Raw genomic sequence first — 15,191 nt, 5'->3', positions numbered from 1 at the left:
TATTACTCAAATTGCTCGTTGAGAATTATATATTTACGAGTATTTTATAATTTTCTTTTAAAACAAAACATTTGAATAAAAAGAATATATCTATTGTTTTAGGCCCGATTTTATTTTTATTATTAGAAATTTTATTGCCCAACAGCATTCCTAAGCCTGCCCAAGCTATGATTGCATCTATTGTTTGGATTGCATTTTGGTGGGTAACTGAAGCAGTGCCTATTGCAGTAACTTCATTGCTGCCTTTAGTGTTATTCCCATTAACAGGAGTAATGGATTTACGAGCAACTACAGTACCGTATTCTAACCCTTTAATTTATCTTTTTGTTGGAGGATTTGTATTGGCTTTGGCGATGGAAAAATGGAATCTGCACAAGCGAATTGCACTAAATATTATAAAATTGGTAGGTGTTAAAAAACGACAACTAATTTTAGGATTTATTATTGCAACAGGATTTTTATCGATGTGGATATCAAATACAGCAACAACAGTAATGATGCTCCCCATTGCACTATCCATTATTAAGCAATCAAAAACTATCAATAAAGAAGATTCAGAAATAGAATCTGCTGAAGATTCTCGTTTTGCAAAAGCACTCATTTTATCATTGCCTTATGCAGCATCAATAGGAGGAATGGCAACATTGGTAGGAACACCTACAAATTTAATTTTTGCAGATGCGGTAAAGCGCTTTTATGATATTGATATTCCATTTGATCAATGGATGTATGTTGGATTTCCAATAGCTGTTTTATTATTATTTGTATGTTGGTTACACTTAACTCGAGGGGTATTTAAAATTAGTAACAAAGATACTCTGGGAGAGAAAAATATTATACAAACTGAAATAGATAAATTAGGGAAAATTCAACCTGAAGAAAAATGGGTGTTAGTTGTATTTTGTGTTGTTGCATTTGCATGGATTACCCGTCGCTTTTTAATTACACCATTTTTCCCTGCTGTAAATGATACTATTATTGTATTAATAGGAGCATTGTTATTGTTTGTAATCCCATCGACTTCTAAAAAAGAAGAGCGTTTGATGGATTGGAAAACAGCTATTAAACTTCCTTGGGGAGTATTGTTGCTTTTTGGCGGGGCATTTGCTGTTGCAGCTGGATTTCAAGAATCTGGATTAACTATACTTATAGGAGAACAACTAGGGGGGTTAGACGGAATATCATTTTTTATAGTGCTATTTGTCATAATTCTTGTAGTTAATTTTATGACCGAAGTAACTTTAAATATGGCAATGTGTACTTTAATGATGCCAATTTTAGCTACTTTGGCTATTGCTTTAGATGTACATCCTTATGGATTAATGGTAGGAACTTGTATTGCAGCTTCTTGTGCTTTTATGCTTCCTATAGCTACGGCACCAAACGCTGTTGTATTTGGGTCAGGAACTATTAAAATTAAAGATATGATCAGGGCAGGGTTTCTGTTAAATGTTATTTCTGTAATTGTAATTGCTATTTCTATTTATTTATTATTACCGATATTTTGGAATATAGATTTACAAAGTTTTCCATCAGTGTTTAAAAAATAATGTTTTTTAAATACTAAAGTTTGCAATTTGAAAGTATTGTTTATATTTGCAGTCCTTAATCGCGGGCGTGGTGGAATTGGTAGACACGCTAGACTTAGGATCTAGTGCCGCGAGGTGTGAGAGTTCGAGTCTCTCCGCCCGCACGATAAGATAAAAAGCTTCAACGTTAGTTGAAGCTTTTTTAGTTTATTAATGATGTTAATTATTCTGCTGAAGTTCTAATTTTTTTATAAATAATACTCGCTAATACACCCATAATTGCAAAATGTACAATGTAAAGTACTCCGTTTATTAAAGTGCCATTTAAATTAAGGATGTTAGAGGTAGCATGGTCAATAAAACCACTACCTAAACCTATAAAAATACCAAGCCAAATACCAAACTGTATACCTTGAGAAATGCTATGCATACCTCGTGCCCATTTAGAGTACACTGTAGAAAATACAAAACCTGTAATAAGACATCCTAAAATTAAAAAAGTATAATCTGCTGGATCTCTCATTAATCCTGCAGTTAACATATTATCCTTTAGTAAAGGATCCCCAACAATAACCCAAATTAAAAAGCCTCCAAAAAAGCCCCAAATCGTGGTAACGAGTGTCGAAATTAAATTTGTTTTAGATAACATAATGCTAGTTTTTTAGTTAATTATATGTTATAAATATATTAAAAATTAAAAAATTAATGAGAAATGGGCTAACTTACTGATTCAGTTTTAGTTAAAATTAACGATTAAAAGTGTCACAAAATCGATATTTATTCGTCTTATAGTAAACATTTAGTATTTTTGCAAGATAATTAATCCTCAAATGATGTCTATTAACGACCAATACGAATCTCCTTTATTGCTTAAAATAAGTTTTAATAAACTTATTGAAAAGTATGAAGTACTTGCAGAAAGCGATGACGAATTTAAAGCGTCAAAAGCTAAGCGAGTGTTAAAAATTCAAGAACCTTTCCCAGAATTAAGAGAAGGGTTTACTGATATTGCTCTGTTAAAAAAGTATGAAAAAGAAATAGGTATTATACTTCAAGACTCATTTAGTCAAGTATTAACTGATAATGAGATTAAAACAGCTTCAGTTCCTTTTCATAATTTAATATTTAACTCTTCTGAACGATTTAAGAAAATCGTAAAAAATGCTGGAAATGATTTTGAGTTAACAATTAAGAATATGCCTGAAGATGATATATATATTATCGCGTGTACTATCATTCTTAATTTTTGTTATGGCTATAATTTAAATTTTAAACGCCCATTTTTTTATGAAATACCTGATGCTAATGGAATTATGCGTTATTATAAAATTTTATATAATGCGGATTTTACAGAAATTATCCCATCAGAGAATGCTATAAAAATAACTCAAGAAGATGTTGATGAATTATTAGATAATTTTGATAATATAGAATTATGGAAAGAAAAATTTCCACCTAAAAGCTACATATTTAAAGGATTTGTAATTTCTAATATTTTTGATGTTACTGATGATCAATCTATATCAAATATTAAGTCTAACTTAATTGGAGAGAACAAACGTGGAGATGAAAACTTTATGGAAGATTTTCATAATGTTTTTAGGTCTTTGTTAAATATTAAAGAGCTTAAAGTAGGTTTTTCGACTTATAATAAGGTAGAAGATACGTTTGAGCGTGTTTATGGCGAAGGTATAGAAAGTTTTCTTTTAAATGATTTAGATGTTAATAAATGCTCATTAACATTGTGTAATGTATCTTATGAAACATTATTAAAAGACAAGAAATTTTATTCAATATCTGATATTGATAAATTTTATGACCTATCTAAAGGGAAAGCACCACAGTATAGAATACTTAAAGAGCAAGGCGTTAAAAGTGCTATTTTAGCTCCTATAGCTGATGATAAAGAATTACTGGGGATTTTAGAACTAGTATCTCATAAATCAAAAGCATTGAATAGTATTAACGCGAACAAGTTAATAGATGTAATGCCCTATATTTTAACTGCTGTACAGCGTTCTAAAAAAGAAGAAGAGAATTTAATTGAAGCAGTTATTCAGCAAGAATGTACATCTATTCACCCTAGTGTACATTGGAAATTTGAGAATGAAGCAAGAATTTTCATCAAAGAGCGTGCTAAAGGTAATTCTGTAGCATTTAATAGAATTGCATTTGAAGATGTTTATCCACTTTATGGACAAATAGATATTAAAGGATCTTCTAACGCTAGAAATTGGGCAACAAAACAAGATTTAAGCACTCAACTTAAAGCTGCAAATTTAATTTTAAATCAAATATTTGAAAATGAGCCGCTTCCAATCTATGAACAATTAAGTTTTAAAATAAACAATTATTTAAAAGCACTTGAAGAACATTTTCAAGTAGATAGTGAACAACAAATTTCAAACTTTTTTGTAGAAAAAATTACCCCTTTATTTAAGCATTTATCTGGTTTAAATAAACTGACTAAGGAGATAAAATCTTACTTTAATGAGATAGACGATAAACTAAATACGTTATATAAACACCGAAAAGATTACGACGATACAGTTAGGCAAATCAATAAAAAAATGGCTTCTTTATTAGATGCTGAACAAGTGAAGGCTCAAATAATGTATCCGCATTATTTTGAACGTTTTAAAACTGATGGTGTAGAGCATAATATGTATGTAGGGGAATCCATAACTAAAGAAAAATCGTTTGACCCTATATATCTTTATAATCTTAGATTATGGCAATTACAAATAATGTGCGAAATGGAAAATAGCTACTATCAAATGCGCTCAGAGTTTCCAATTTCTTTAGATGTAGCCTCTATGATTTTAGTGTTTAGTTCACCTTTGTCTATAAGCTTTAGAATGGATGAAAAACAATTTGATGTAGATGGAACCTATAATGCTCGATACGAAATTGTAAAGAAACGTGTAGATAAAGCTTTTATAAAAGGAACCAAAAAACGTATTACAGAAAAAGGTAAGATCACCATTGTATATTCTCAAAAACAAGATGAAAGAGAGTATTTAGGGTATATTAAATTTTTACAATCGAAGCGCTATTTAGATACTGATGTTGAAATTGTAGAACTTCAAGATTTACAAGCAGTAACAGGATTAAAAGCTATTCGAGTAAGTGTGCTTTACCACAAACAAAATGATGATAAAGAGTTGTTTTATACTTATGAAGATTTAATGAAAGAGCTTAAAGCCTAACAAATCCTTCTTGAAATTGAAAAGCAATTGCAAAAGAAATTACAGATACTATAATACCAATCATAAAAACAGTATAAGTGATGCGTAAAATTTTATATTTTCTGTCTAAAACTTTACCCAGAAAGTATAAATCTTTTTTCATTGAAGAATATAAATAATCTCGATCTTTCATCATTTCTCCCATAGCCCATTCAAAATCAGGGAGGCTCATTTTATGAAAGTTTCCAAAAAATAATAAATTCACTTTTTTGTTAGCAACATCTTCTTTTGTGAATTTTCCACTTGTTACATTTGGACGTGTTGCTAATACAGATAATATCATTGCTGCTATTGTAAACAAGACAAAAATAAGAGTTGGATAGATCAAATAACTATTTGAAGGGTTGTCTAATTTAGATACTAAATTTGAGAGTACTAAAGATACTATAATAGCATTTACAGAAAGTAATATATTTGCCTTAGTATCTGCAATATCACTTAATGTAATATGATTTTTAAGGGTTACCCTAAACATAGTTTCTATGCCTCGTTCAGGCGTTTTAGCTTTTTTCTTTTTTAATGCAATCTCTTCAGATTTTGCCTTTTCTTTTTTAAGCTCTTTTTTTTCTTTTTTTAGAGCTTTAAATAAAACAATTAGATTTTTATCTTTCCCTTCTTGCCAATGTTCTTGTGCATAATTAGTATGAAAAGTATGGTGCTCAGAAAAAAATGAAATATTTTCTTCAATCCATTCAATATCAGAAAAACTCCGAGTGCCTTGTGACTCCCATTCTTCTCTAAGTAAATCACTAATGTTTGTGTAGCTTTTTGAAGCAAAGTGGGCGCAATCTGCATCACGAATTATTTTCTCAGCTATATTTTGAGGAGTATGACTCATCTTAGTAGCCATAATTAAGTTAGAGATTTCAGCAATATCAGAGCTGTTAATATTTAAATTACTTAAAAAGGATTTAGCAATTTCTACACTATTCTCTTCATGATTATCACAACCTCTAACATAACCAACATCATGAAACCATGAAGCAATGATTAAATTATGATTTTCATCACTATTAAGCTGTTCTCCTTCAATCAGTAAATGCGCTTTTTTTACAACACGTTGTGTGTGACTTAAATTATGGTAGTAAAAAGTATGAGGTAGTTCAGATACCAATAGGGAAGTAACGTACTTTTCAACTTCTTTTAATAAATTTTCCATAAAAAAATATTTGGGCTAAATTAAGAATTAAATTTATTATCAAAATTCACGATATCTAAACGCTGAGAAATAGAATCAATTATAATATAGTGTCCTTTTTGCAAATTAATAGTATATTTCTAAAATATCACTGAAAGATGAACTATAAATATACTAGGTTTTCAGACCAGAGCAATTTTATTTTAACGGATTTTAATTGTGCATCTTTTGATCAACGCTTAGGAACGGGAGATTATTATAAAATTATTTGGGCTAAAGAGCAAGATATAATGATAGGAATAGATGGTTATCATATTATTCTTAAAAAAGATCATATACTATTTTGTACCCCTCTTAATATGCTTCGATTAGAACCTTATACTAAAGGTGCGATTTCTTATATATTTAATAGAGAGTTTTATTGTATTCGTGATCACGACCAAGAGGTATCTTGTAATGGGTTTTTATTTATGGGATCTTCGACTCCCCCAATTGTTAAATTGACAACTAAAGAACGAAAAAGCTTTGCATTATTATTTGACTTCTTTGAAGAAGAATTTGAAACTAAAGATCATATTCAGGGAGAAATGTTACGAGTATTACTTAAAAGATTATTGATAAAATCTGTTAGATTATTAAAGAAAGTAATGCCAGAACCAGAAATAAAACAATCAAACATGGATGTGATCAGAAAGTTTAACCTGTTGGTAGAAGAATACTTTAGAGAAAAGCATAAAGTTTCAGATTATGCTGCTTTATTAAATAAATCCCCAAAATCACTTTCAAATCTATTTTTGAAATATAACAATAATAATAAGTCGCCTTTAAAAGTGATAAATGAACGTATAATTTTAGAAGCAAAACGGTTATTAAGGTTTTCTGATAAAACATCAAAACAAATTGCTTTTGAGTTAGGCTATACAGAGTCAACACATTTTTATAAATTTTTTAAAAAGCATATGGGAGTTTCTGTTAAAACTTATAAGAGTCAAAATTTTTGATATTTAGGAAAAATAACCCTGTTTATAGGTAATATTTTCATTTTTTAAGAAAACAAATATAAATACCTTTGTAAAAGCTAATGTTAAGAATAATGCTATATTATTGTATTTGAAAAATATCAACCATCTATGAAAAAACAATTAAAATTATTTGTAATAATTCTTCTAGTATTAATACTTGATGCTTGCGCGACATATAAACCACAATATAAAGGCGATAGTGGAAATGAAACGTTTCCGAATGACAAAAAAATAGAACACTCATTTTACCTTATCGGAGATGCTGGTAATTCTCCTTTAGGAAAAGAATCTGTTGTTTTAAAACAATTAAGAGTAGAGCTAAATAAAGCTACAGAAGAGAGTACGGCATTGTTTTTAGGCGATAATATATATCCATCTGGGTTACCTAAAAAAGAAGATGAAGGTCGAGCATTCGCAGAACACCAGCTTAATGTACAAACATCAGTTGTTAAAGATTTTAAAGGGCAAACAATATTTATTCCTGGAAATCATGACTGGTATTCTAATGGTATAAAAGGATTAAAAAGACAAGAAAAATATATTGAAGATAAGCTAGGAAAAAATACATTTTTGCCCGAAAATGGTTGCCCGATCGAAAAGGTAGATATTAGTGATGATATTGTAATGATAGTAATAGATTCTGAGTGGTACTTAACCGATTGGAACAAACACCCAACTATAAATGATGATTGTGAAATAAAAACTAGAAGTAGGTTTTTTGATGAATTAGAAGGGTTAATAAAAAAAGCTAGAGGTAAAACAACTTTAATTGCAATGCATCACCCAATGTTCTCTAACGGACCACATGGCGGGCAGTATTCTTTTGGACAGCATATGACACCTTTACCAGTTTTAGGAACACTTAAAAATGTGCTTAGAAAAACGAGTGGTGTTTCTCCTGCAGATTTGCAAAATAAAATATATAATGAATTCAAAAAACGAATAGTAACATTATCTCAAGAAAATGACAAGGTAATTTTTGTATCTGGCCATGAACATAGCCAACAGTATATAATACAAGATAATTTGCCTCAAATTATAAGTGGATCTGGATCAAAAACGAATCCTACAAGAAATGTATCAGGAGGCTTATTCTCATCAGGGAATCAAGGATATGCTAGATTAGATGTGTTTTCTGATGGATCATCATATGTGAGATTTTATAATGTTGAAAAAAATAAAATTACTTTTCAAACCGAAGTATTATCTCCAGATGAGAAAAAAGAATTTCCAGAATACAATGCTACATTTCCATCAACTAAAACAGCTTCAGTCTATAGTACAGATGAAACTAATAAAAGAGGATTATACAAAAAACTTTGGGGTGAACGCTATCGTAAATATTATAGCACAAATGTAAATGTACCAATAGTAAGTTTAGATACATTGTTTGGAGGATTAATACCTACACGAAAAGGAGGAGGACATCAATCCAAGTCGTTACGTTTAGAAGATTCACAAGGAAGAGAATATGTAATGAGAGCATTGCGTAAAAATGCAGTGCAATACCTTCAAGCTGTAGCTTTTAAAGATCAATATATTGAAGGACAGTTTAATGATACATATACAGAAGAATTGTTGTTAGATGTATTTACAGGATCACATCCATATGCTCCTTTAGCAGTAGGAACATTAGCAGATGCAGCGGGAGTATATCATACAAATCCTGTATTATATTATGTGCCAAAACAAAATTCCTTAGGACAATTTAATGATGATTTTGGAGATGAATTATATATGATTGAAGAACGTGCTGCCGATGGTCATGGAGACAAAGTTAGTTTTGGGTTTTCTAATGAGCTTATGAGTACTAATGATATGCTAAAAAAGTTGCAAAAAAACGAAGATCATATACTTGATGAAGCAGCATATATACGTGCACGTTTATTTGATATGCTTATAGGAGATTGGGACAGGCATCAGGATCAATGGCGATGGGCAGTATTTAAAGAGAATGAGAAAACTATTTATAGACCAGTTCCTCGAGATAGAGATCAAGCGTTTTCAATTATGTCTGATGGCGCATTATTAAGTTTCGCGACTGAAATCATTCCAGATATAAGGTTATTGAGATCTTATGATGAAGATATCAAAAGTGTTAAATGGTTTAATTTAGAACCTTATCCTTTAGATATAACATTAATAAATGAGGCTGATCAAGAATTATGGAACGATCAGGTTAAACGTATTACAGAAAATATAACTGATGAAGTTATTAATGAGGCGTTTACTAATTTTCCAGAGGAAGTTAATGATGCGACAGTAGAAGAAATTAAAAAGAAACTAAAAGGAAGACGTACAAATCTTCAAAAAATTTCTGATTCCTATTATAAGCACATCAATAAATATGCAATTATAAAAGGAACAAATAAAGACGATATGTTTGAAATAGAACGTTTACCAAATGGTAATACTAAAGTTTCTGCTTATCGTATTAAAAAAGGAAAAAAAGGAGGGATGTTCTATCAGAGAGTTTATAATAGAGCTGACACTAAGGAAATATGGATTTATGCTTTGGATGATAAAGATGTTTTTGAAGTGAAGGGTGAAGGTGATAAGCTTATTCCATTACGATTAATTGGTGGACAAAACAAAGACACTTACAATATTCTAAATGGGAAAAGAGTAAAACTTTATGACTATAAATCTAAAGAGAGTGAATTTATAACGAATAAGGGAATAAAAAAATTGACTGACGATTATGAAGTTAATACTTATGACTATACAAAGTTTAAAAATAATTCAAATCAATTTATTCCAACAATTGGAGCTAATCCAGATGATGGCTTTAGAGTAGGATTTGTAAATACCTATACAGTTTCAACTTATTTCAAAACATACTTTATCAGGGTCATATTATTTTGCCACTAGTGGTTTTGATTTAGCACTTGATAGTGAGTTTGCCAGAATTATAGGGAATTGGAGTGTTGGTGTTAAAGCAGCTTTTACAAGCCCTAATTTTAGCAGAAACTTTTTTGGATTTGGTAATAGCACTCCTAATTTTGAGCCAAATGACATTGTAGACCTTGATTTTAATCGTGTTAGAATTAGAAATGTTAATATTTCGCCTTCATTAATTTGGAGAGGAAGATTGGGAGCTACTTTTAAAATTGGAGCTAGTTATGAGTCTATTGAAGTTGAAAATACTCAAGGTCGATTTGTTAATATTCCAAACTTATTACCATCAAGAATTTTTGAAGGGCAAGATTTTGTGGGTGTAAATGCAGGATATTCTTTCGAAAATAAAGATAACCAAGCGTTTCCTACACTAGGAATGGAATTTAGTTTGCAAGCTGGATATAAAACCAATATTGATGAATCAAACAGCTTTGGTTATTTCATTCCTTCTTTAGGAATTGATTACAAGTTAATACCAAGTGGTCAATTAGTATTAGCTACTAAAGCAAAAGGACATATAAATTTTGGTGATGATTTCGAGTTTTATCAAGCAGCTTCAATTGGAGCAAATAATGGATTAAGAGGTTATAGAAATGAACGTTTTACAGGGAAAAATGCATTTTATCAAAGTACAGATTTACGTTTAAACCTTCGAAGGGTTAAAACTGGATTATTACCTTTAAATATAGGTATTTATGGAGGCTTTGATTATGGACGTGTATGGATAGATGATGATTTAGTAGGTAATCCAGTTTTTAATTCTGATTCATGGAACACGTCTGTTGGAGGCGGAATTTTTCTTAATGCAGCAAATAAAATTACAGGGAATCTTTCTGTCTTTAATAGTGATGATGACCTAAGATTAGCATTTGCACTAGGATTTGGATTTTAAAACTTAAAAAAATAATATAAAAAAGCGATTTAAGCTCTTATCAGCCTAAATCGTTTTTTTTAATCAAAAGATAATTTTTCACCCTTCATAGTCCCACGATTATAGAATTCTTTTTCAATTAATAATATTTCTCCATATTTTCCATTTTTTATGCTAGAGTCGACCCCAAAAATTTTGTTGTCATAAAGTTGAACTACTTTTTTATTTGAACAATGCCCAACTATAATATGCTTAGAATTAGTTTTTTTTAGAATATCTATAATTTCTTGATCTTTCATATTATCGTAAAAATAACCACGATACCAAATGGGTCCTTTGGCTCCAAAAAAATCATTATAAAAAGAAGTAGTTTTCATTTGTTCTTTATTTAGATCAATCGCTTCTCTCATTTTTTTATTTATAGTTTCAATTTCAAACCCTACCGATATAAAATCTTCAGAAACCCCTCCATGTACATAAATATCATTATTTATTTTTACCATCGTAGCTTTAGAACGGAGCCATTTTCCAAGAATGGTTTTATCGCTAAAAAGTTCTCTATAATTCGTTTCTAATAACTTTGATACAGCTTCATATTTTTTATTGATATACCTTAAATCATTGTGCAATATCATATACTCATGATTTCCCAATAAATAATGAACTTTCCCACCTCTTGATTCTGCTTGATTTTCAAGGTTGTATAATAACCAAAGAACTTCTGTTACTTTATGACCACGATCAAAAACATCTCCAACAATAACTAAATGTCCATCTCCATAAATCCATTTTAATTCATCATCTATTATTTTATTATTTTTTAATATTTCAACAGCTAAATCAAACTGACCATGAATATCACTTAAAGCTGCAATTTTATTTACATTTTTATATGTAGAACCTTCTGGGTTATAGATTAAATCATAAGCATCCAACGGTAAATTCTTAACAAAAACCTCTCCATCAACTATTGTTTTTTCAATAAGTTTATTTTCTTCAATAAAAACATATGGCCCATCGTTTATTATTAATTTTTCGTGACTGTTATTTTGTTCCTGAGAATCTTTATTGCTTGTTTGAGCAAATAAACTCATAGAAATAAAACATAACACCAAGCAAAATCCGAGTTTGATATTTTTTTTAATCATTGTTTTTTTATTTTAACTAATAAGATAGATAGTTTGTAGTATTAATCTTCTGTTTCTAATTTGAATTCATATAAATTTCCACCTCTATTGTGTGATCTTTCATCAGAGATATAAAGTGTAGTATTGTTTTTAAAACAAATGCCTTCTTTTTGTGAAGATATATCTAAAGGAAACGGAGTTACATTTCCTTTAAAAAAATGATCTGCCTTAAAATCAGTAAATAACCAAACAACATTAGGTGTTAAAAGCACAACTTTTTTACCATCATTGCTTATGTCCGCTGAAGTAATCCAACACCTAGAATCATCACAAGTTTTAAATCTGTCTATAAGTATAGCTGCATGATTTCCTGGTATTGCAGGAATTTTATATATTGAAGTAGCTCCATAATCCCCTTTTACACGACTCTTAGTAAAAATATATAAACTGTCATTAAAATGAAAAAAAGCTTCGCTATCAAAATACTGTTGTTTTTTCTTTGGTGGAAACTGCTTCTGATTTGGGTAATAAAATGAAATACGTTCGATAGGAACGAGAGAATCACTTTGTAGATCTTCTTTTTTGATTTTTAAAATAGAGAGTTTTTTTCGTTTATTTTCGTTATTTCCAAAATCACCTATATATAAATTCCCATTTTTATCAGAAGTTAGATCCTCCCAATCTTTATTTTTTGAGTCAATATTTAATTCCTTTATAATTGTACCTTTTTGATTTAAACCATAAATTTTAGGGCTATTACCAGAATCGTTATGCACCCATATCAAATCTGAATCGATAAGAGTTTCTGTGCCAGAAACTTCTTTTAAGGTTTTTGGTAAATCTGCAATAACAGTTAAGTTACCTGTTGAGCAACTTACTAAGATCAATAATAAAACTGATAGAAATTTATTCACGTTAAAAAAGAATTTAAATAATGCTAAATTTACACAGTTTTATACAGATATGAGTCATTACGATGTAATAATAGTTGGAGGCGGGGCAGCAGGTTTTTTTGCAGCAATTAATATTGCCGAACAAAATCCTGAATTAAGAATAGTAATTTTAGAACGAGGTAAGACAGTTTTAAATAAAGTGAAAATATCTGGCGGTGGAAGATGTAATGTAACTCACGCAGAATTTACGCCTTCAGAACTAGTGACTAATTATCCTAGAGGCGAAAAAGAAATGCTAGGTCCATTTCATCAATTTATGACTGGTGATACGATAGAATGGTTTGAAAAAAGAGGTGTAGAACTAAAAATAGAAGATGATGGACGTATGTTCCCTATGTCTAATTCATCGCAAACTATTGTTGATTGTTTTTTAAATCAGATTGATAAGCATAAAATTGAAGTATTTAAAAATCATTCTGTAAAACAAATCAATAAGAAAGAAACTTACTGGGAATTAAAAACTAGCCAAAACACTTTAACCGCTTCAAAATTATTAATAGCCACAGGAAACTCCACCAAAATATGGAATCTATTAAAGCAATTAGATCATCAAATTGTTAGGCCTATACCTTCACTCTTTACATTTAATATAAAAGATGAACGTATTAAAGATATTCCAGGCATAGTTGCGCAAAATACAGAAGTGAAAATTTTAGACACTTCTTTAGAATCTTCAGGACCGTTATTAATTACACATTGGGGAATGAGTGCGCCAGCAATTTTAAAACTTTCTGCTTTTGGTGCTTTAGAATTGGCAAAGCGAGATTATAAATTTAAAATTGAAGTGAATTTTATTTCACAATCATATGATGATACATTAAATGGTTTAAAAGAGATAAAACAAAAATTCTCTAAAAAGAAAGTTGTTAATTCTGTAGTGTTTGATCTACCAAAACGATTATGGTATAAACTAGTAATAGCAGCAAGTATATTTGAAAATACAAAATGGGCAGATGTAAATAAAAGTCAATTAGAGCAATTATCAAATCAAATTACAAAAGCAGTTTTTAATGTTAATGGAAAAAGTACTTTTAAAGAAGAATTTGTAACAGCAGGTGGGGTAGATTTAAAAGAAATAAATTTTAAAACTTTCGAAAGTAAATTACATAAAAACTTATTTTTTGCAGGTGAGGTTTTAAATATCGATGCAGTTACTGGAGGATTTAATTTTCAAAATGCTTGGACTGGAGCTTATATTGCTGCTAAAGAAATTTCTAAATAAAAAGCTGATCTTTTTTAATGAAAATTAAAAAGTATTTGTAAGTACATAGATTATAAAACAATACTAAAGTTAGTATCTTTGTGTGCAGAAAATTAAGAATGACAGAACAACAATTTATTCCTAAAGCGTATATAAATCCATTTGAAAACGGTTCGGTAACTTGGGAAGCACCAAGTAATATTGCACTTATAAAGTATTGGGGAAAAAAAGAAGGTCAACTCCCAAAAAACCCATCGATTAGTTTTACATTAAATAATTGTAAAACGATAACAACATTACATTTTTCGCCGAAAGAAAATACAGATAATTTTTCTTTTCAAATCTTTTTAGATGGTGAAGAAAAAGAAGCGTTTAAACCCAAAATAGAAACTTTTTTTAAACGCATTGAAATTTATGTTCCATTTTTAAAAAATTATCATTTTAAGATTGAAACTTCTAATACATTTCCACATAGTTCTGGGATAGCTTCTTCTGCTAGTGGAATGAGTGCTTTAGCGTTATGTTTAATGAATATTGAAAAACAATTACATCCAGAAATGGGGAATGTATTTTTTAATCAAAAAGCATCTTTTTTGGCTCGTTTGGGGTCTGGTAGTGCTTGCAGAAGCATTGAAGGCGATTTAATTGTATGGGGAGAGCATGAAGGTATCGAGGGGAGTTCAGATTTATTTGGTGTAAAATATCCTTTTGAAGTACATGATAATTTTAAAAACTATCAAGACACAATTTTATTGGTAGATAAAGGAGAGAAACAAGTAAGTAGTACTGTTGGACATAATTTAATGCACAATCACCCATTTGCAGAAGAGCGCTTTAAGCAAGCACATCATAATTTAAACCAATTAAAAACGATTTTAAAATCTGGAAATCTAAAAGAATTTATAACTTTGGTAGAGAGTGAAGCTTTGACACTTCATGCAATGATGATGACGAGCATGCCTTATTTTATCTTAATGAAGCCTCATACATTAAACATAATTAATAAAATATGGAAATTTAGAGAAGCGTCTGGATGTCAAGTGGGCTTTACTTTAGATGCAGGCGCAAATGTACATGTGCTTTATCCTGAAAATGATACTAATGAAGTTTTGGAATTTATTAATAACGAGTTAGTTGTGTATTGTCAAAACGGTCATTATATTTGTGATACCATAGGTTTTGGAGCAAAAGCAATTAATTAAAA

At 29.8% G+C, this 15,191-nt stretch carries 9 protein-coding genes, 1 tRNA gene and 1 pseudogene; 7 read left to right on the top strand and 4 right to left on the bottom strand.

Annotated features, from left to right (window positions below):
• Window positions 1–71 precede the first annotated feature (71 nt).
• Window positions 72–1,550: an SLC13/DASS family transporter gene (locus tag D1817_14975; GenBank protein ID AXT21120.1), complete on the top strand. Its 1,479-nt coding sequence runs from the start codon at window positions 72–74 to the stop codon at window positions 1,548–1,550.
• Window positions 1,551–1,611: 61 nt separating this feature from the next.
• Window positions 1,612–1,696, top strand: a tRNA-Leu gene (locus D1817_14970).
• A gap of 56 nt (window positions 1,697–1,752) precedes the next feature.
• Here the strand turns inward: D1817_14970 and D1817_14965 are convergent.
• Window positions 1,753–2,178, bottom strand: coding sequence for a hypothetical protein (locus tag D1817_14965; GenBank protein ID AXT21119.1), 426 nt, complete (start codon window positions 2,176–2,178; stop codon window positions 1,753–1,755).
• A 184-nt stretch (window positions 2,179–2,362) separates the two neighbouring features.
• Between D1817_14965 and D1817_14960 the strand changes: the two genes are divergently transcribed.
• Window positions 2,363–4,738, top strand: coding sequence for a GAF domain-containing protein (locus D1817_14960; protein ID AXT21118.1), 2,376 nt, complete (start codon window positions 2,363–2,365; stop codon window positions 4,736–4,738).
• Here the strand turns inward: D1817_14960 and D1817_14955 are convergent.
• Complete coding sequence (locus D1817_14955; GenBank protein AXT21117.1) at window positions 4,728–5,936, bottom strand: phosphohydrolase; 1,209 nt, start codon at window positions 5,934–5,936, stop codon at window positions 4,728–4,730. The genes D1817_14960 and D1817_14955 overlap by 11 nt on opposite strands.
• Before the next feature lie 137 nt (window positions 5,937–6,073).
• On the opposite strand from D1817_14955, the gene D1817_14950 reads away from it, so the two are divergent.
• Window positions 6,074–6,916, top strand: a complete 843-nt coding sequence (locus D1817_14950) for an AraC family transcriptional regulator (GenBank protein ID AXT21116.1) — start codon at window positions 6,074–6,076, stop codon at window positions 6,914–6,916.
• Window positions 6,917–7,045: 129 nt separating this feature from the next.
• A pseudogene (locus tag D1817_14945) lies at window positions 7,046–10,727 on the top strand (phosphoesterase).
• Window positions 10,728–10,786: 59 nt separating this feature from the next.
• Here the strand turns inward: D1817_14945 and D1817_14940 are convergent.
• Together D1817_14940 and D1817_14935 are read right to left on the bottom strand one after the other, a co-directional pair.
• Entirely contained in the window at window positions 10,787–11,854 is a 1,068-nt protein-coding gene (locus D1817_14940) for a metallophosphoesterase (GenBank protein ID AXT21115.1), read from the bottom strand.
• A gap of 41 nt (window positions 11,855–11,895) precedes the next feature.
• The gene (locus tag D1817_14935) at window positions 11,896–12,720 is read right to left on the bottom strand and encodes a hypothetical protein (protein AXT21114.1); all 825 of its coding nucleotides are present in this window, start codon (window positions 12,718–12,720) and stop codon (window positions 11,896–11,898) included.
• Window positions 12,721–12,796: 76 nt separating this feature from the next.
• Here D1817_14935 and D1817_14930 point away from each other — a divergent pair, with 76 nt between their 5' ends.
• Together D1817_14930 and mvaD are read left to right on the top strand one after the other, a co-directional pair.
• The gene (locus D1817_14930; protein ID AXT21308.1) at window positions 12,797–14,008 is read left to right on the top strand and encodes an NAD(P)/FAD-dependent oxidoreductase; all 1,212 of its coding nucleotides are present in this window, start codon (window positions 12,797–12,799) and stop codon (window positions 14,006–14,008) included.
• A gap of 98 nt (window positions 14,009–14,106) precedes the next feature.
• Window positions 14,107–15,189, top strand: coding sequence for a diphosphomevalonate decarboxylase (gene mvaD / locus D1817_14925; protein AXT21113.1), 1,083 nt, complete (start codon window positions 14,107–14,109; stop codon window positions 15,187–15,189).
• Window positions 15,190–15,191: the final 2 nt, after the last annotated feature.

It is taken from the genome of Flavobacteriaceae bacterium (assembly GCA_003443635.1).
Taxonomy (GTDB): Bacteria; Bacteroidota; Bacteroidia; order Flavobacteriales; family Flavobacteriaceae; genus AU392.
This window is presented reverse-complemented; position numbering and strand designations above follow the sequence as displayed.